At 37.8% G+C, this 18,615-nt stretch carries 14 protein-coding genes; all 14 read left to right on the top strand.

Annotated features, from left to right (window positions below; genetic code table 11):
• Positions 1-225: 225 nt before the first annotated feature.
• On the top strand, positions 226-3,417 hold the full coding sequence (locus tag EV200_RS12705) for a SusC/RagA family TonB-linked outer membrane protein (RefSeq protein WP_132533142.1): 3,192 nt from the start codon (positions 226-228) through the stop codon (positions 3,415-3,417).
• 4 nt (positions 3,418-3,421) lie between these two features.
• Positions 3,422-5,113 carry a RagB/SusD family nutrient uptake outer membrane protein gene (locus EV200_RS12700; protein ID WP_132533140.1) on the top strand — a complete coding sequence of 564 codons (1,692 nt, stop codon included), beginning with the start codon at positions 3,422-3,424 and terminating at the stop codon, positions 5,111-5,113.
• A 248-nt stretch (positions 5,114-5,361) separates the two neighbouring features.
• Positions 5,362-6,882, top strand: a complete 1,521-nt coding sequence (locus EV200_RS12695; protein WP_132533138.1) for a glycoside hydrolase — start codon at positions 5,362-5,364, stop codon at positions 6,880-6,882.
• Positions 6,883-6,924: 42 nt separating this feature from the next.
• Positions 6,925-8,766, top strand: coding sequence for a glycoside hydrolase family 35 protein (locus tag EV200_RS12690; RefSeq protein ID WP_132533136.1), 1,842 nt, complete (start codon positions 6,925-6,927; stop codon positions 8,764-8,766).
• Between the two features lie 556 nt (positions 8,767-9,322).
• Positions 9,323-9,718: a type VI secretion system tube protein TssD gene (tssD, locus tag EV200_RS12685; protein WP_029288480.1), complete on the top strand. Its 396-nt coding sequence runs from the start codon at positions 9,323-9,325 to the stop codon at positions 9,716-9,718.
• Between the two features lie 293 nt (positions 9,719-10,011).
• The gene (gene tssD, locus EV200_RS12680) at positions 10,012-10,407 is read left to right on the top strand and encodes a type VI secretion system tube protein TssD (protein WP_029288482.1); all 396 of its coding nucleotides are present in this window, start codon (positions 10,012-10,014) and stop codon (positions 10,405-10,407) included.
• 276 nt (positions 10,408-10,683) lie between these two features.
• Positions 10,684-12,522, top strand: coding sequence for a type VI secretion system Vgr family protein (locus EV200_RS12675; protein ID WP_132533134.1), 1,839 nt, complete (start codon positions 10,684-10,686; stop codon positions 12,520-12,522).
• An 11-nt stretch (positions 12,523-12,533) separates the two neighbouring features.
• Entirely contained in the window at positions 12,534-14,123 is a 1,590-nt protein-coding gene (locus tag EV200_RS12670) for a PAAR-like protein (protein WP_132533132.1), read from the top strand.
• Between the two features lie 2 nt (positions 14,124-14,125).
• Positions 14,126-14,827, top strand: a complete 702-nt coding sequence (locus tag EV200_RS12665; RefSeq protein WP_132533130.1) for a HEAT repeat domain-containing protein — start codon at positions 14,126-14,128, stop codon at positions 14,825-14,827.
• 2 nt (positions 14,828-14,829) lie between these two features.
• Positions 14,830-15,192, top strand: coding sequence for a hypothetical protein (locus tag EV200_RS12660; protein ID WP_132533128.1), 363 nt, complete (start codon positions 14,830-14,832; stop codon positions 15,190-15,192).
• 19 nt (positions 15,193-15,211) lie between these two features.
• Positions 15,212-15,883 (top strand): hypothetical protein, encoded by a 672-nt coding sequence (locus tag EV200_RS12655; RefSeq protein ID WP_132533126.1) that lies wholly within the window; start codon positions 15,212-15,214, stop codon positions 15,881-15,883.
• 112 nt (positions 15,884-15,995) lie between these two features.
• Positions 15,996-16,643, top strand: coding sequence for an Imm26 family immunity protein (locus EV200_RS12650; RefSeq protein WP_132533124.1), 648 nt, complete (start codon positions 15,996-15,998; stop codon positions 16,641-16,643).
• Positions 16,644-16,652: 9 nt separating this feature from the next.
• Positions 16,653-17,129, top strand: a complete 477-nt coding sequence (locus EV200_RS12645; RefSeq protein WP_132533122.1) for a DUF4259 domain-containing protein — start codon at positions 16,653-16,655, stop codon at positions 17,127-17,129.
• Positions 17,130-17,604: 475 nt separating this feature from the next.
• Positions 17,605-18,609 carry an ATP-binding cassette domain-containing protein gene (locus EV200_RS12640; protein WP_132533120.1) on the top strand — a complete coding sequence of 335 codons (1,005 nt, stop codon included), beginning with the start codon at positions 17,605-17,607 and terminating at the stop codon, positions 18,607-18,609.
• The last annotated feature ends 6 nt before the right edge of the window (positions 18,610-18,615 follow it).

Genomic DNA, 18,615 nt, shown 5'->3' with positions numbered 1-18,615 from the left:
TTTTGTATTTATAAAACTACTTTTTGCGTTCAAACGGCCAATTTGCAGGTATTGGTTGATTTTTACCCCTCTAATATTAGCTGTTTACCCCCTTTTATTTTAATTGATTTGGTAGAATTTAGCAACGTTTTCAAACGAATTCCTAACTCACTATGGCCATGATGCAAAGTGAATGAAAGAGATCGAAAGAAAATGGTAATTATTAAATAACCAAATTAAACCAACATGAGAAAAGTTTTACGGCGCAAAGCTGTTCTGTTTTGTCGTAGTGCGAAACAAACGCTATTCATTGTATCCCTCAGTAGTGTTTCCTTGCTGTCTGCCCAAATGGCCATGGCAACCTCACTTTCAGGCACTACAAATCCAGTATCAGTTAAAGATGAAATTACAGTAAGTGGTACAGTTTACGACGAAAAAGGAGGTGTACTACCAGGAGTAAGTGTATCCGTTAAAGGAACCTCCATCGTTACCGTAAGTAATGCAGATGGTAAATATTCCATAAAAGTTCCAAATGATAATGCTGTACTGGTATTTACCTATGTAGGGTATAACAAACAAGAAGTACTTACAAAAGGCAAAACCACTGTAAATACACAACTAACCGCTAATGCACAATCACTTAACGAGCTGGTTGTGGTGGGTTATGGTACACAAAAGAAATCAACGCTTGCGGGTTCAGTTGCTGTAGTTAAAGGTAGCGATTTGGTCAAGAGTCCACAGCCCAATCTTTCCAATTCATTGGCAGGTAGGGTTTCAGGTGTGGTGATCAATAACCGTGGTGGTGAACCGGGTTATGATGGATCGAAGATTTTAATCCGTGGTTTAGGAACTACGACCAACTCTGATGTACTGGTGGTAGTAGATGGAATTCCTGGCCAATTGGGCGGTTTAGAAAGGATCGACCCAAATGACGTGGAAAGTATTTCGGTACTAAAAGATGCATCAGCAGCAGTTTATGGTAACCGTGCGGCGAATGGTGTAATCTTAATTACCACTAAGAAAGGTAAAATTGGTAAGCCAACCGTAAACTATAGCTTCAATCAGGGTTTCAGTATGCCAACACGCCTTCCGAAAATGGCAGATGCGGCAACGTATGCACAGATCATGAATGAAATCAATTATGATTCCAATCCTGGTGGTGGCCTTAACCAGTCTTATACAGCCGATCAGATTCAGAAATTCAGAGATGGTTCAGATCCACTGTTGTATCCAAATACTGACTGGACCAAAGAAACATTAAAAGATGTAGCCCTTCAAAATCAACATAGCCTTTCGGTTAGTGGTGGTACTGAAGATGTTAAATATTTCGTTTCCCTAGGGAAAATCTATCAGGATGCGATCTATAAAAATGGTGCAACCAAATATCAGCAGTATAATTTTAGAACAAATATTGATGCCAATATTTCTAAAAGGTTAAAAATCGGATTAGGCGTTTCAGGAAGAGAAGAAGATCGTGTTTATCCAATTTCGGGTGCTGGTGATATCTTTAGGTCCGTCTATCGTGCAAAACCTATTGTAGCTGCTTATTATCCAAATGGTTTGCCTACCACAGGAATTGAAAATAGCAATCCAGCGGTTCAGGTAAGCGATTTAGGAGGTACAGCTAAAAACCCAACACAGGTAATCAATGCGATTTTAAGAGGTAGCTACCAAATTCCTGGTGTGGAAGGCCTTTCTGTTGATGGTTTTTTCTCAGTTGACAAAACCTTTAGCTTTAAGAAAAACTTCAATAAACCTTATAACCTTTATTCCTACGATCAATCTACCGGAATATACAATACGGTTGTAGTAGGTGGAAGTGGTGGCAAGGCAACTTTATATGAGTCGCAGGCCAATACCAGCTTAATTACCTCTAACGTTAAATTAAATTACGATAAGAAATTTGGCAAACACTCTTTTAATGCTTTTGTAGCTTACGAGCAGAGCAGACAGCGTTATGAAATCTTTGATGCGCAACGCTTAAATTATATTTCAACCAGTCTGCCTGAACTTTCACAAGGTGGTTCAGCTGCAACAGATTTAAGGAATTCTGGTAGTAGTACTGACTATCCAAGACAAAGTTATATTGGAAAGGTGACTTACAACTATGATGAAAAATATATTATAGAAGGCCAGATGCGTGCAGACGGTTCTTCGCTCTTTCCAAAGAATAACCGTTTCGGATATTTTCCTTCCGTTTTGGGTGCATGGAGAGTGAGCAAAGAAAAATGGTTCAGTGATAACGTTTCTTTCATTAATGATTTAAAAATCAGGGGATCTTACGGTTCTTTAGGTAGCGATTTGATTGATCCTTATCAGTACTTTGATAATTATACATTGGTTTCAAATGGGTTTGTAGCCTCTAATCCAGGTAGCGGTGTAAATGTGATTCAACCTAACCTTAATTTGGTTAAATTGGCTAATCCGAATGTAGGTTGGGAGCGGGCCAATAAACTGGATATCGGGATTAATGCTACCTTTTTGAAAAACTTCACTTTAGAGGCAATCTATTTTAATCAGAAACGCAGTGATATTCTGTTAACCAGAAATGCTTCTATTCCGGCTACTTCGGGAATTGTGAATCCATATAATGAAACTGGCGTTGTTCCTTTGGTTCCTGCAGAAAATATTGGTAAAATTAATAGCTCAGGTGTAGAGGCCACATTAGGTTATAACCATTCAAGCGAAAACTTTAGCTGGGGTGCTACCGGAAATATTACTTATGCTAAAAGTAAAATCATCTTCATTGATGAGGCTGCCGGAACATTAGATTATCAACGTCAAACAGGCCGTTCAATTGGTAGTTACCTATTGTTTAATTCACTTGGTATTTTCCGCTCACAACAAGAATTAGATGCCTATCCACATGTTACAGGTGCTAAAGTTGGCGATTTAAAATATGAAGATTATAACGGTGATGGTGTAATTGACTTTAAAGACAGAACCAGAAGTAAATATGGTAACGTTCCTGAAATTACTTACGGATTAAACTTAAATGCTTCTTATAAAAATTTCGACATATCAGTACTCTTTGCAGGTCAGTCTCGGGTAAGCCAGTATGTGCTGCCAGAATCAGGGAGCGTTGGAAACTTTTACAGTACCTGGGCCGATAACAGATATAGTGTGTCAAATCCGAATGGAACTTATCCAAGGGTAACTGAACGTGCTTCAAATGCCATTAGTGGTGGCGCTTATCAGAATAATTTCTGGCTAAACAATGCATCATTTCTCAGGTTGAAGAACATTGAACTGGGCTATAATTTCAACTCTAGCCTCTTATCTAAAATTAAAATATCAGGCGTAAGGTTGTATGCCAGTGCATTCAATTTATTTACCATCACTAAAGTGAAAGATTACGATCCGGAAGGTGATAATCAAAGTGGACAATTTTATCCTCAGCAAAAAATTATCAACATAGGTGCAAACGTTAAATTTTAACATCATGAAATTATATAAACCATTATATTTTACTATTGGTGCAGCATTACTGTTTGCATCATGCAAAAAAGATTTTTTAGAAATTAACCCGACTGCAGTTGTTGCTCCGGAGGTAGTTGAAAAGGACAGTACCATATTTGAAGCCTTTATACTTAACCGTTATGTAAGTCCAAAGCTTCAGGAAAAAGAAGGTGAAGGTTCGGGTCCGGGTTTTGGCCGTGGTTTCGAATACAGCTTAATGAGCTCGAATACAGATGAATCGATTTACACCAATGATGATGGAACCTGGGCCATGCAGCGTGGGCAGATTTCACCAGATAACCTGGGCAGTACAGCCTCATTCTGGGCTAGAAGTTACCGCAGCATCCGTGAGTGTAATTATGCACTTCAGATATTATCAACCATCACGATGAGTGCAGGCCATAAGAAGTTATTAGAAGGTGAGCTTAAATTCATTCGTGCCTTTCGTTACCATGATGTCATCCGTAATTATGGACGTGCTGTTTTAATAGGCGATAAGGTAACACAATTACAGGATAACTTACAGGATGATGCGCTATTTAAAAGGGCAACTTTAAAAGAGAGTCTGGATTATGCAATCGCACAATTAGATGAGGCGGCTGCTTTACTTCCGGTAGATAATTCTACAAACTGGCAATTAGGTCGTGCTACAAAAGGTGCGGCACTGGCCTTAAAATCAAGGTTAACGCTTTATGCTGCCAGTCCATTATATAACGCAGGTACGTGGGCTTCTGCTGTTACCGCTGCACAAGCGGTAATTAGCCTGAACAAATATGGCATTTATACTGGTGGATATAATAAAATGTTCCTGATCAATGAATCGAATGAGGTAATTTTTGAAAGGCTGTACACCACAAACGCCAGACACGTTTGTTTAGAAATTGCAAACGGACCAAATGGGTACAATGCCTGGGGTGGTAATACACCCATGCAAAACCTGGTTGATGATTACCAAACCACAAGTGGTAAGGCCATTACTGAAGCCGGTTCTGGATATGATCCATCTAAACCATATGCCAACAGAGATCCTAGATTTGGCTACACCGTTATTTATGACGGAGCAAGTTACCGCGGAAGAAACATGGAAGCTTTTATCCCGGGTGGAAAAGACAGTAAGGACGGAAACTCTAACTGGAATACCACTAAAACTGGCTACTATCTTAAAAAATTCATGAATGATGCATTCCCAATTGATAACCCTTGGGATGTAGCAGGTTTACAGCCATGGATTTACATGCGCTATTCTGAAATTTTATTAAACTTTGCTGAAGCGGCAAACGAAGCTTACGGTCCTGATGCGGTTCCTGCCGGATCATCAATGTCTGCCAGAGATGCGGTAAATATGATCAGATCAAGACCAGATGTAAATATGCCTGCAATTGCCAATGGCTTAAGTCAATCACAAATGAGAGATGCCATCCGTTACGAACGTAGGGTAGAGCTGGCTTTTGAAGAACACCGTTATTATGATGTGCGCCGTTGGAAAATTGCAAACATTGTAGAGAACAAAGCGGCCAGTGGAATCATCATCACTAAAAATGGAAGCAATTTAAGTTATGCTACGAAGGTAGCTTTAGATGGCAAAATTTTTCAGGATAAACAATACTGGTTACCTATTCCAAGATCAGAAATTTTATCTTCAAACGGAAAACTGGAACAAAATCCTGGTTACTAAAATTTTGAAGCTGTCTCATAAATACGAAATGTCATCCTGAGCCTGTCGAAGGACTTGTAAAAAAGCCGTTTATGGCGTTTCGACAACCTGTCCCGAATCTTCGGGAAGCTCAACTTGACAGTATTCAAAGATAAATTGATTTATGAGACAGCCCTTTTTAAACTATTATTATAAAACTATTGTAGCATCTCGTAAAGTATTTAAAACGCTTTTGCTACAATCTATCTACTTATTTTAATCTCCTTATCATGAATTTTCTCCCTCGAAAAGCATTTGTTTTTTCTTTCCTCCTACTGCTGGGTTTGATTGCTCCGGAAATAACTTTCGCCCAAAACCAACGGATCATTAAAGCAAAGGTTAATTATAATGAGCCCGCACAAACAATGGAAGGCTTTGGTGCATCAGACGCCTGGACTTGCCAGTTTGCTGGTTTATGGCCTGAAGCAGAAAAAAACAAAATGGCTGATTTGCTTTTCAGCACGCAAACAGATCAGGAAGGCAATCCGCAAGGAATAGGATTAAATTTCTGGCGTTTTGCCATTGGTGGAGGAAGTGCTGAACAAGGCCAGGCCAGTGGAATAAAAGATGAATGGAGAAGGCAAGCTTCTTTTTTAGCCTTAAATAAAACTTATAATGAAGAGGCCATGCCAGGACAGGTTTGGTTTATGAATGCTGCAAAAGCAAGAGGTGTAAAGCACTTCATTGGTTTTGTAAATAGTCCACATGTCAATTTTACGCGCAATCAAAAGGCATTTTCAAGTGATGGAAAGTGTAACCTTGATTTCAGCAAAGCAGATGCTTTTACACAAGATCTGGCTAAAACGATTCAAATCCTCAAAAAGAAAACTGGTGTTGAGCTGGATTATCTGAGTCCGATAAATGAACCACAATGGAAATGGAATGAAGGCAATCAGGAAGGATGTCCATATACCAACCGTGAAATTTCGGTGTTGATTAAGAAATTAAGTGCCACATTAAATCAGGAACAGCTAAAAACGAAGATTCAAATTGCTGAATCGGGTCAGCTGAATTACCTTACCAATCATCCAGATACTGCAAAAAGTAAACAAATAGACTATTTTTTTAATCCCAACTCTCCAGGTTACCTTGGGAATCTGAAAAACTTAGACCGGAGTATTTCAGGACATAGTTATTTCACCACAAGCCCGGAACAAAAGGCTATAGCCATCAGAAATTTGGTTAAAGATGAAGTGGCTAAATATGATCAGCTCAGATTTTGGATGTCGGAATATTGTGTTCTTGGTGATAGTTTATTAAAAGGAGAGGGGCGAGACCTGGGCATGACTACAGCACTATTTATCGCCAAACTCATCCATCATGATTTAACTTATGCCAATGCCAGCTCATGGCAGTGGTGGCTTGCTGTTTCAACAGGCGATTATAAAGATGGCCTGGTATACATAGACAAAAGCAAAACCAACGGAAAAGTTTATGACAGTAAAACCCTTTGGGCACTGGGTAACTACAGCCGCTTTATACCACCAGGTAGTGTAAGGGTTAATATGAGTGTTTCAAATGATCAGGATTTTTATATTTCAGCTTACCTTAAAAATAATAAACTGATTACCGTAGCTGTAAATAATAGCGAAGAAGCCATTCACCTGGAACTATCAGGAATTAATCAAAAACAAAAAAGTCTATCCGTTTACACCACTGCGGAGGTGAGCAATCTAAAGCGATCGGTGGTGAATGCAGAACAATTAAATCTTCCACCTAAATCCGTTACTACAATTATCGCCAATAAATAAAAACAGGAATATACGAGTGAGCCGTTCCTAAATTTAAATACCATGAAAAAACAAAAGATACTTATTTTAAATGCCATGATGCTGGCCTTGATGCTTTTCGGATGTGGAAAGGCAAGTAATGAGCACTCCTTTACTTTAGGAGACAGTACATTTATGCTTGATAACAAGCCTTATCAAATCATTTCAGGAGAAATCCATTATCCACGGGTACCACGTGAAGCCTGGCGAGCCAGAATGAAAATGGCGAAGGCAATGGGTTTGAATACCATCGGAACATATGTTTTCTGGAACTTACATGAACCGGAAAAAGGCAAATTTGATTTTACCGGTAATAATGATATTGCTGAATTTGTGAAAATTGCTAAAGAAGAAGGATTATGGGTAATCCTTAGACCAAGCCCTTATGTATGTGCCGAATGGGAGTTTGGTGGCTATCCATACTGGTTGCAAAATGAGAAAGGCCTGGAAGTAAGAAGCCGTGAAAAACAATACCTGGCCGAATACAAAAAATACATTGATGAGGTAGGCAAGCAATTGGCTCCGCTTCAAATTAACCACGGTGGAAACATCATCATGGTTCAGGTAGAAAACGAATATGGTTCGTATGGATCAGATAAGGTTTACCTGGAAATGAACCGTAAAATGTTTGTTGATGCAGGTTTTGATGGACTTTTATACACTTGTGACCCGGAAAAGGATATTGTGAAAGGGCATTTAAAAGGTTTAATGCCTGCCATTAATGGTCAGGATAACCCCGTAACGGTAAAAAAGGCCATTCGCAGTCTGAATGAAGGAAAAGGTCCGTTTTTTATTGCTGAATGGTACCCGGCATGGTTCGATTGGTGGGGTACGCCGCACCATAAAGTTCCTGCGGAACAGTATACAGGAAAATTAGATACCGTATTATCCAGTGGAATTTCCATTAACATGTATATGTTTCATGGCGGAAGTACGCGTGGCTTTATGAATGGCGCAAACTTTAGGGATACCATTCCATTTGAGCCACAAATTAGTAGCTATGATTATGATGCACCTCTTGATGAAGCTGGAAATGCCACTGATAAATTTATGAAATTCAGAGCAGTGATTGAAAAGCATTTGCAAAAGGGACAAAAATTGCCGGAAGTACCCAAAGCAAAACCCGCTGCAGCAATGGAGCCAATTAAGTTTACCAAAGAAATTGGTGTTTTTGATAACCTGGGAACTGGTAAAGAAAGTCAGGATCCCTTAACCTTTGAAGACATGAATCAAGCCTACGGTTACATGCTCTACAAAACTAAAGTTAATGGTGGGAAAAAAGGTGAATTGAAAATAGATGGGCTACGTGATTATGGCATTGTCTTTATCGATGGAGAACGCAAGGGCACGCTGGATAGAAGATTAGGACAGGAAAGCCTGACACTTGATTTATCGGCCGGAAGCCATACGCTGGAGATTTTTGTAGAGAATATGGGCAGAATCAACTTTGGTCCAAACCTGTTGAAAAATAAAAAGGGTATAGTAGGTCAGGTTTCCTTCGCAGGCACTTCACTTAAATCATGGACGATGTATTCTTTGCCTTTTGATCAAGTAGAAACCTCAAAAATTAATGCAGTAAAGGCTGCCAGAAATTCTCCAGTATTGAAATTAGGATCATTTAAAGTCACCACACCTGTAGATACCTATCTGGATTTACGCAAATGGGGAAAGGGAGTGATTTGGGTAAATGGACATAACCTCGGTAAATACTGGAGTATTGGCCCTCAGCAAACCATTTATCTTCCTGCAGAATGGTTAAAGAAAGGAGAAAATGAAATCGTTATACTGGAGTTGAATAAACCCGAAAACAATGTGCTGACCAGTTTGAATAAGCCCATACTGGATCAGGTAAACGAAGTAAAATAAATATCACAGGTCGTAGCCGTTCGCTACGGCCTTTTTTATTGGATCATTAAGCTGATATGATCTCGGATAATTTTAGCCTTGTCAATAATCTGTCCTCTATCAGAGACGTGGTGCAGACCGGGGGTATTTAAGTCATTAATAATGATGTACTTTTTGGTTAATAAATCTTAGCCTTTACAATGCTGCCAAAGGTTAACACTATTGGGTGCATTATTATCTAAAAAAATATACAGCTGATTCGGGCTGATGTTAATTAAATGACTGGTCATCAGTGTTAAATCAAAATTGGTGTAGCATAAAGCAACACATTGTCCATAAATTCTACAAATCAGGCAGTGTAATTATATCGATACAAAAATAATTCTTTAAAAAATACATTTACGCTTCTCATAAAATATGCGTTCTGAGAGCCTCAAAGCAATTTTAAACAAATTATATTGATGCTTACTGGTTATAAATGAGTCATATAAGTAATTATTGGCTTAATTTTTGGTCTGAACAAATTGTAGCGGAGGCTACAATAAACCTAATTATTTAACCTTTAAATTTAAAACTTATGGCTTTCAAAGCTAGATTGAATTTTTCGGGCAAGGAGTACGATGTGCTTCATTGCGCCTATGCGTTAAACCGCGATGTAGATGCTAAAGGAAGACCTTCTTCCGGAGTTTACGGCGGTACCATTGACATTGAGATCGAGTCAACCGAAGACACCTCAATTATCGAAGCGATGGTAAATAACCAGTACAAACCCATTACCGGAACCCTTCTGATTAAAAAATCTGAAGAAGATGCCAAAATGAAAGAAGTTGATTTTGAAGATGGCTACATTGTGAAGTATTCCGAAGGAATCAACATTGTGGGCGATCACCCGATGACACTGAAATTCCAGATCTCAGCCAGAAAGCTGAAACTTGGAAATGCAGAGCATTTAAACGATTGGCCTAAAGCGTAGACGGGGTGATTGTTTAGGGTTAGTACTTTGAATTGGTATATTAACTAGATTCGTTTAGTATAGTTAAGGGTTTAGTATAGTTTAGCGTTAGTGTGGTTAGTTATAATATTTAATATATAGTCTAACCTCCTAACCTTATAACCATCTAAACAGATTTTAGACTTTGTGTTGTTTTAATTTTAGTCTAATCCATCTAACCTCATAACCCATCTAAACATTTTCAGGTTCTTACAACTAACCGCCTAAACACCTAACCACAATTCATTTTTTCAAAACATTTAAAACTTAAAACAATGGCATTTAAAACCAGATTAACATTAGGTTCAAAAGAATTTGATGTTTTACAGTGCAGCTTTTCATTAAACAGAGATGTAGACGCTAAGGGTCGTCCATCATCAGGGGTATACGGTGGAACCATTAACATTGAAATCGAATCTACAGAAGATACTTCAGTAATCGAATCAATGGTAAACAACCAGTACAAACCTCAATCAGGAACCATCATCTTCAAAAAAGGCGAAGAGGATGCAAAAATGAAGGAATTAACTTTCGAGGATGGCTACATTATCCAATACAGCGAGGGCATCGCGGTAAATGATAATACGCCAATGACACTTACTTTCGTGGTATCAGCACGCAAACTCAAATTGGGTAACGCTGAACATGAAAACGATTGGCCAAAGGCATAGTTCTCCAATTGATATCACCAAAAGTGACGGGTTTTGCCTGTCGCTTTTGGTGTATCAAACATTTCACTAAACGTGCAAATCTAAATTAGTACGCTGTAAATGCTCCATGATCCAAATCGCTTAAGTATTTATTTTTTCAACTTATCACTGGAGTTAGCATATATAAAATTAACACCTGCCACTGAAATAAATCTTCACATTTCACCTGGGTAGAAGTCGCAACAACACCTAGATGTTAGGTTCCTCCCTGTAGTTGCCACTAAGCTTGAAATTCATATGGAAAACAAACTCATCACCGAAATCAATATAGAAGATAAAGCAATTAGCCATTTTGCCTCCTTCAGCCTTCAGCAGGAATTTAACAGCCATCATTATTTTGAACTGCGGTTTAACCATGATCAAATGGGGGCACCAGGTCTGATTAATTTAAACGATAGTCGGGATTTTGTAGGTAAAACCTTAACCGCATCTTTCGGATATTCACCAGAGCAACTTCAACACTTTTCTGGTTTGGTTACCCGGGTAGAGCTGGCGCAAAGTCATGGTTATCATGGTGTATTAATTGTAAGTGGTTACAGCCCAACCATATTGATAGATCGTGGTCAGGATCTGGGCTCTTACCTGGATAAAGATTTAAACGACATTGTAAAACTGGCTACGAGTGATACACCTGCAAACGACCTCAAAATAGTAGCGAATGCGAGCAGGCAATCCACTATAGATTACCTGATTCAGTATAAAGAGAGCGACTGGGAGTTTTTAAACCGCTTATCGGGAGAGTATTATGAATGGTTGTACTATGACGGACAGCAATTGAATTTTGGTAAACCAGATGTACAAAAAGACGTTGCCTTATTTTATGGTCGCGATGTGCATAACCTGCAATATGCGATGGAAGTTGCGCCGATTAAAAACAAACGTTTTGCTTATAACCCCAAACAGGATGAAATGCTGCAGAGTGAAAGCAGTGGCAAAGCCGATGGTAATCCCGATCTGGCCCATGCCATCAAGGCTTCAAACCTGATGTACAGCAAAACCTTTAATCAGCCTTCGCTCATCAGGGTAGATAACAATAGTGACATTAAAAGTCATGTTGATAATGAAGAAAAGGCACACATCAGTGACCTTTTAAAAGTAAATGCCAGTGGCGATAATGCCGCATTGGGCATTGGTACCATCGCAGAAATTACCATGAGCATCAGGCAGGAGGTTGCTTTTTTAACAGAGAGCCTGGGCCAGTTTTTAATCACCAGCATTACCCATAACCTGGATGGAACAGGGAAATACCACAATACCTTTGAAGGTGTGGTATCTAATACCGAACGCATCCTGGTGAAAAATTATGATAAACCTAATCCAGATATGCAGCTGGCAGACGTGGTTGATAATAATGACCCGCAAGGTCAGGGCCGCATAAAAGTGAAATTTAAATGGGAATGTTTAACCAATAATGTAACCGAATGGCTGCGAGTAGTTACGCCAGACGCCGGAAGCAGTGAGAAAGTAAGTAAAAACAGAGGCTTTGCATTTGTACCGGAAAAAGGAGATCAGGTGGTGATTGCTTTCGAAGAAGGAAACATCGCCCGCCCGATCGTTATGGGTTCAATTTTCCATGGTAAAATAGGTTCGGGTGGTGGTCAAACCAATCAAACCAAATCACTTACCACCAGAAGTGGCAACACCATCATTATGAATGATCATGATGGAAGCATCAACGTGAAAGATCCAAGTGGAAACGTACTTACCATGCATGGAAACGGAGAAGTTACCCTTACGGCCCCAAACAAATTCACCATCAATACAACTGATTTCATTGTTAACGCTAGCAACAGTATTGCCATTAATGCGCAGCCCGGAGAACAAGGAGGTGGTGAAGGAACGATTAACATTAGCGCGAAGAAAACGATTTCTGCCACGGCCGATACAGAAGGAATTACATTGGATGCCACTACAATGGGGGTAGCCATAACCGGTAAAACGGACGTAAGCCTGGAAAGTACAACAGCTGCGGCTTCTCTTAAGGCCAGTACAGAAACTAAAATTGATGGTGCTGACGTAAAAATGAACGGCACAACCACAATCAGAATTAATTCAAGTGATACCGATATAACCTAAAAGAAAAGGCGATGGAAGAACTGGAATACATAACGGAGAAAGCAATGATGCAGTGTACTGAAGGTAGTGTGCCGGGTATATTTACGCCCACCTACAATAAGACAACCAGAATTAACAGCTGCTTGGTTTCTACGAAAAATGATAAAATTCCTACTACAAATATTCCCTCATTTGTTGTATGTAAAAAAACTCAGAAGCCGTGTGTGCCAATTAGTACAGAATGGCATGACACTTATCCTGTTAAAATTAAAGGAGCACAAACTCTTATTGGAAAAAGTTGCATGAATTGTACTGTAGGCGGGAAAATCGAATTTCTAACCAGCGGACAAATTCCCTTATCCCCAGAAGAAGAGGATGAACTTAACGGCATGCGTGACGATGCCAAAAAAGCATACGAAAAAGAGCAGGAAGAAAAAAACAGACCTTGGTGGAAAAAAGCCGGCGACTTTGTGGTGGATTGTATCCCGGTTGTTGGCCCGGTAGTGAGCTTTGTTAAAAATGTTACCGAAGGTAACTGGGGCATGGCGGCCCTTGATGTTGGTTTTCTGGCCCTTGATGTTGTGGGTATCGTAGGAGCACCGTTTACAGGTGGGGCATCATTAGTAGGAAGTACAGCGGCTAAAGTAGGAATTAGGCAAGCCATTAAAGCTGGTGCGAAGCAGGTGGCGAAAAAAATGAGTAAAGAAGCACTTGAAGCTGCTGCAAAGCAGGCTGCTAAACAGTTGGAAAAATTAAGTGTCCGCAGTATGACTAGAGGTAAATTGTGTGTATTTGCCTGTTTTCCAGCAGGAACACCAGTCGCCGTGAAGGACAATCTCAAAAATATTGAAGATATCGCCCTTGGCGAAGAAATTTGGGCTTGGAGTGAAAGTCTTAACGAATATGCACTTAAGAAGGTTAGTCGAATTATTGAGAGCGAAACGGATGTCTTAGTTAGGTTAACTATTGGAAAGGAAGTAATAAATACAACCCCCACTCACCTCTTCTATAGCGAAGGTGAATGGGTAGATGCAGGTGCACTAGAGCCCGGAGATAAAGTTGTGCTATTTCAGGGAAAACAAGAAGAAGTTACAAGTGTTGACTATATGATAGAAAATGCCGATCCTGACGATCAGGAAATAGATTTTTCTAAAACTGTGGTTCCAGGTTCAATAGAGGTATTTAATGGCAGTAAAAAAATAAAAGTTTATAATTTCGAGGTAGAAGATTTTGAAACTTTTCATATTGGAAATTTAAGAATACTGGTACATAATGGTACAAAGGGTATTTGTATTAAAGGCGGTATAGATAAGTTTAGAAGAAGTATGTCTGAACGACGGAAAGCATTGTTGCGAGATGCTGCAGATACCAATAGCGGACTAAGTGATAAAGCAAGAGAATTTATTAAAAAAAATGATGGAAATAAGGTTCCTAAAGGACATGAAGTATCACATGAAAAACCCTTATATACAAGACGTACTTCAGAAGGCAAACGAAAACTAGATAAAGCAGAAAATATGAAGACTCAGCAAAAGGCAGCCCATAGAAAACGTCATAAAGAATGTGGTGATCAATATCATAAATATGGTCCTGCAAATAAACCAAAAAACCCAAAAGATTAATTATGGATTTAGATGAGCTTAAGGTGCAATATAAAGCCTTGTTAGAAATGGAGGACACGGATGATGGTATTTTTGAATTTAAGACCAAATTATTATCATCTGATGCTGACGAAGTGCTTGACTTTCATTTAGAAATCCTTTCTAAGGGGGATGATGAGTATTTAAAAAGAGATTTGTTTGCTTTTTTCTCGGATAGGAAAGATAAAACACATGTAGGCCAATTTCTTTATGACAGATATAAATCAGGTATTGAAGATCTAAACGTCAAAGCAGATCTTATACAAATTTTAGGTCATCTTCGAAGTAAGTATGCGAGAGAAGTCGCATTGGAAAACATCACCATCAGAAAAGGAGATCTCCGTTACCGGAGCATCATTGTTTTAGGGTGGGTTGGAACTCATAAAGATTTAAGCGTATTAAACGATCGCCTGTTAAATGATCCCGATGGACAACTTAGAGGTTACGCCGCAACCGCAATGCGACAAATCTGGTTCAATCATCCAAAAACAAAAGACGAAATTCTTTCTTATCTTAAAGCGGCCATTGCTCAGGAAGATGATGACCGTGCCCTTGAAGGCATCATTATTACTGCGCAGGAACTCTTAAAAAAGAAACTTGGTCTTAAGGAATCTAAATATGGAGATGTAACTGGTGATTATCAGACCGCGAAAGTGAAAACTATTGATGCATTAAAAGCATATTAATTATGACAGTTATTTTTTATTATGATGATGATACAGAAAATCTGCTAACTGAAGAAGATGCAGAAGAGACAACTTCTGAAGAAGCAATTGACGAATTATTTAATCTTGCTGATGATGATGTTTCCTATGTTGGTTTTATATATGGTAACAAGCGGTATAAGATTAAAAGTGATCAGTATGATGCCTATAAGATTTATCTTTTCGAACTAGACCATGGAGATTACATTCTAAATAGATTGGTGGATTTTGAGGAGTGTAAATCCTTTATTTTGAGTGAGTTGTTTGTGTCTGCTATAGAGGAAACGGATAATGAAAATAATAGTAAACAAAATAGGTGGCTTCTGCCAGATTGGAATAAAAATTAAGTCTATCGCCTCCTTAAAAATGAAACATAAATTAAATCTTGGAGATGTTTTCTATTTAAAATTAAAAAATGTAGAGAAATATGTATTTGGTAGAGTTTTATTTTATGTAAATAAACAGTACCATAAAATTGTAGATGTTAATAAGCTTCCACCCGATTATTTTCCTTATTTAAGGATGTTCTATAATGGATGTCAACTTATTGAAATGTATGATGGCATTTACGATAGAATAGATGATTTTAATTCATCTAAAATCTTATTACCACGTGTGTTTACCAAAGGTATTGACTCTAAAAGCAATGTTTTAAATTGGGGAATCTTAGACAATAAATTAGTAGATTATACAAAAGTAGATTTTCCTGAACAATTGAATTATGGAAGTAATAAAGTAAGATTATGTAGAGGGGAGCTAGCCTTTAATACCAACTTAACAAAAGAAGTTGCTGATGAAGTTGGATATAAAAGTATGATGAATGTACCACTTACAATAGCAAATTCAAGTTTATTCTTTCAAAATAGAACTGATCTAATTCCCGAAGATATAAGATGGCCAGTTTATTTAAAAGATCGCGACTTATTATATAATCAAGAACTGAGAAATAAGATATATGCTAATTTAGATATTGATCCAAATAAATCCTATTATGAGCTTTCTAAAGAGATGGGGTTTGATTTAGCTAGGTTTTATTAATTAAATGATATAGGGGCTTGGAAAATAAAGAATTTTGAAAGGATATTTCAATCGATTATTTAGTTGATTTTGAGAATAATGCAGACGTTAGCGTATTTGAAGATATTTTTCTATGACTAAAAAAAGAGTTTTAAACTGCGGGGATATCTTCTATCTCCAATTAAAAAATAAAGAGAAGTATGTTATTGGTAGAGTTTTATTTGATGTTGAACATCAATTTTATAAAACTGATGCTAATTCCAATAATTATTTTGATGTATTTCGAGAATGTCAACTTGTAGAAATATATGATTTAATTTTCGATGATCTAGCTAAGATAGAAATAACAAAAACTATTATTCCTAGCGCATTCACTTATAGAATTGATAGTAAAGCTAACCAAATAAATTGGGGGATTTTAGATAACCAAACAGTTCAATATGAAAAAATCGAATTTCCTGAAGTTATTGCTATTGTTGATGGTGTAGTTAAACTGTTGCAGGGAGAATTATCTATACCAACTAAATATGAAAATACATGTGATTTTAATTTAAGATTTGGAGCTGAATTTCCAATTGTTATTGCAAATCAAGCTGCTTATATCCAAGGCCAAAATACTATTGTAGAAGGGTTTCATTCCGAAAAAAGTTTTTTAAAAATGGATCTTAGAAATTTTCCAGAATTAAGAAATAAGGTATATTCAGATCTGAACATTGATCCAAAGAAGTCTTATTACGAATTATCTAAAGATATGGGCTTTGATTTAGCTAGGTTTTATTAATTAAATAATATGGGAGCCTGGGGAATAAAAAATTTCGAAAATGATACAGCATGTGATTGGTTAGTTGATTTCGAGAATAATAGCGACATTAAGATATTAGAAGACATCTTTAACCAAATACTAGAGGAGAAAGAATTTATAGATGATGAAGAAAGCTTTATTACGCTTGCATTTCTTGAATTAATAGCTATTAAATTCAAACTGATAGAAACTGAATTAGAAGTGAATATTCATTTTACTTTGTCTTATGGTCTCATTGAAAAGGTGTTATTGGCCAGTGAAAAAATAGTATTTTTTGAAGATCATTCAGAACTTAGAGAATTATGGATAGAATCAGATGATTACGAACAATGGAAAAATTATCAATTATTTTTAATTAAAAGTGTTAGAGATTATTCAAGTAACCACAATATTCAGTCTTCAAAAGAAACACTTTTTAGTAAAGACACGAATTTTCGCCTTCCTCCAGACTGGAACAAAAGCTAATCATAAGCGACTTAAAGTCGCTTTGTTATTTACTGATGGATTGCAATTGGCCTACCAAAATCGTAAAGTTTTTTAACTTTGAATTAGAAGGCTGGCATATTTATTTTGTGTGGCTACTGTTTTGGTTAAATTTAATGTTTTCTAAATAACGTCAGGCAAAGTCTTTCTTAACTAACTCAACTCTTTTTCAAAATCCTCTTCACTAACCCTCCGATCTTGACTGCATTCCTAGCCCAGTCCTAAGGCATGATAGTTGCATCTTATTGCATGTTTAATAAAATGGATATTAATAAAATGTAGCACCAATAAATACAGGCTATTTTCAATCAAAAGTTAAACAGATCCCATCATTTTTCAACTAAAAGCTCCATCATCTAGCGCTTTAGAGAATAAAAGTATTCTTTGTTGCCCGATCGCAATAATTATTTCTGTACAGCAAAACATTATTATAAAAATGCTGTTACGTTCTAGATTTATGAAAAAGCACCACCTCTCTAATAGCCCTACACCCTGGCAGCGGCTCGTCGAAATTTTGCATGCAGAGCGCTCCACCATTAACTATATTTTTATCTATGCCGGGCTTATCGGGATGATCGGACTTTCGCTTCCACTCGGAACAGCAGCAGTTTTCAATTTATTGTCTAATGGCTCTATGTACGGTTCTACCTATATTTTAATCGCTGCGATTTTAATTGGAATTATTGTTGGTGGCATCTTATTACTGGGGCAGCTCAGCCTGGTGGAATTTCTAGAGCAAAAGATTTTTATAAAGGCCGCACTTGATTTTGCTTATCGGTTACCCCGAATCAAGAAAAAGGAACTTGAAGGTGAAAACCCCCAGGAACTTGTAAACCGTTTCTTCGATGTGTTAACCATACAAAAAGGCCTTACCAAGTTACTAATCGATATTGTTGCCGCTGCAGTATTAATTTTTTTCAGCGCCATACTGCTTTCATTTTATCACCTGGTATTTATCGGATTTGGGTTATTTACCATCCTATGCATCGGTATTATCATCTTTGTATATTACCGCAGGGGCGTTAACACCAGTATTGAAGAATCGGAGTACAAATATGAAGTAGTGGCCTACCTGGAAAATGTAGCTTCTGATTTAGACGCTTACCGAGGTCGATCAGATAAAATGGATCAGGTGATGACCATCACAGATGAGATTACCTCCAAATATATTAGTGCAAGAAATGATCACTTCAGTATTTTGAAAAGGTTGTTTGCCAGTGCAGTAGTTTTGCGGACCGTTTTAATGGGAGGTTTGTTGCTGATGGGATCTTATTTTGTGGTGCAACGGCAAATGACTTTCGGTCAGTTTGTGGCTGCCGAGGTAATCATTGTGCAGATTTCTTATGCGGTAGAAAAACTCATGACCAGCCTGAACACCGTATTCGATATGGTTACCGGAAGTGAAAAACTTGCTGTGGTTACTGATCTGGAAATAGAGGAAGGAGTACACGGAAATGGTTAATGCATC

Origin of the sequence: Pedobacter psychrotolerans, from assembly GCF_004340665.1 — a bacterium.
In the GTDB taxonomy this organism is placed as follows: domain Bacteria; phylum Bacteroidota; class Bacteroidia; order Sphingobacteriales; family Sphingobacteriaceae; genus Pedobacter; species Pedobacter psychrotolerans.
The sequence above is the reverse complement of the archived record's forward strand: the minus strand, read 5'-3'. Positions and strand labels throughout refer to the sequence as shown.

What these genes read in the sequence shown, in the direction of transcription:
- EV200_RS12705 (WP_132533142.1), top strand. Translation starts at nt 226, where the DNA reads ATGAGAAAAGTTTTACGGCGCAAAGCTGTTCTGTTTTGTCGTAGTGCG.
- EV200_RS12700 (WP_132533140.1), top strand. Translation starts at nt 3,422, where the DNA reads ATGAAATTATATAAACCATTATATTTTACTATTGGTGCAGCATTACTG.
- EV200_RS12695 (WP_132533138.1), top strand. Translation starts at nt 5,362, where the DNA reads ATGAATTTTCTCCCTCGAAAAGCATTTGTTTTTTCTTTCCTCCTACTG.
- EV200_RS12690 (WP_132533136.1), top strand. Translation starts at nt 6,925, where the DNA reads ATGAAAAAACAAAAGATACTTATTTTAAATGCCATGATGCTGGCCTTG.
- tssD (WP_029288480.1), top strand. Translation starts at nt 9,323, where the DNA reads ATGGCTTTCAAAGCTAGATTGAATTTTTCGGGCAAGGAGTACGATGTG.
- tssD (WP_029288482.1), top strand. Translation starts at nt 10,012, where the DNA reads ATGGCATTTAAAACCAGATTAACATTAGGTTCAAAAGAATTTGATGTT.
- EV200_RS12675 (WP_132533134.1), top strand. Translation starts at nt 10,684, where the DNA reads ATGGAAAACAAACTCATCACCGAAATCAATATAGAAGATAAAGCAATT.
- EV200_RS12670 (WP_132533132.1), top strand. Translation starts at nt 12,534, where the DNA reads ATGGAAGAACTGGAATACATAACGGAGAAAGCAATGATGCAGTGTACT.
- EV200_RS12665 (WP_132533130.1), top strand. Translation starts at nt 14,126, where the DNA reads ATGGATTTAGATGAGCTTAAGGTGCAATATAAAGCCTTGTTAGAAATG.
- EV200_RS12660 (WP_132533128.1), top strand. Translation starts at nt 14,830, where the DNA reads ATGACAGTTATTTTTTATTATGATGATGATACAGAAAATCTGCTAACT.
- EV200_RS12655 (WP_132533126.1), top strand. Translation starts at nt 15,212, where the DNA reads ATGAAACATAAATTAAATCTTGGAGATGTTTTCTATTTAAAATTAAAA.
- EV200_RS12650 (WP_132533124.1), top strand. Translation starts at nt 15,996, where the DNA reads ATGACTAAAAAAAGAGTTTTAAACTGCGGGGATATCTTCTATCTCCAA.
- EV200_RS12645 (WP_132533122.1), top strand. Translation starts at nt 16,653, where the DNA reads ATGGGAGCCTGGGGAATAAAAAATTTCGAAAATGATACAGCATGTGAT.
- EV200_RS12640 (WP_132533120.1), top strand. Translation starts at nt 17,605, where the DNA reads ATGAAAAAGCACCACCTCTCTAATAGCCCTACACCCTGGCAGCGGCTC.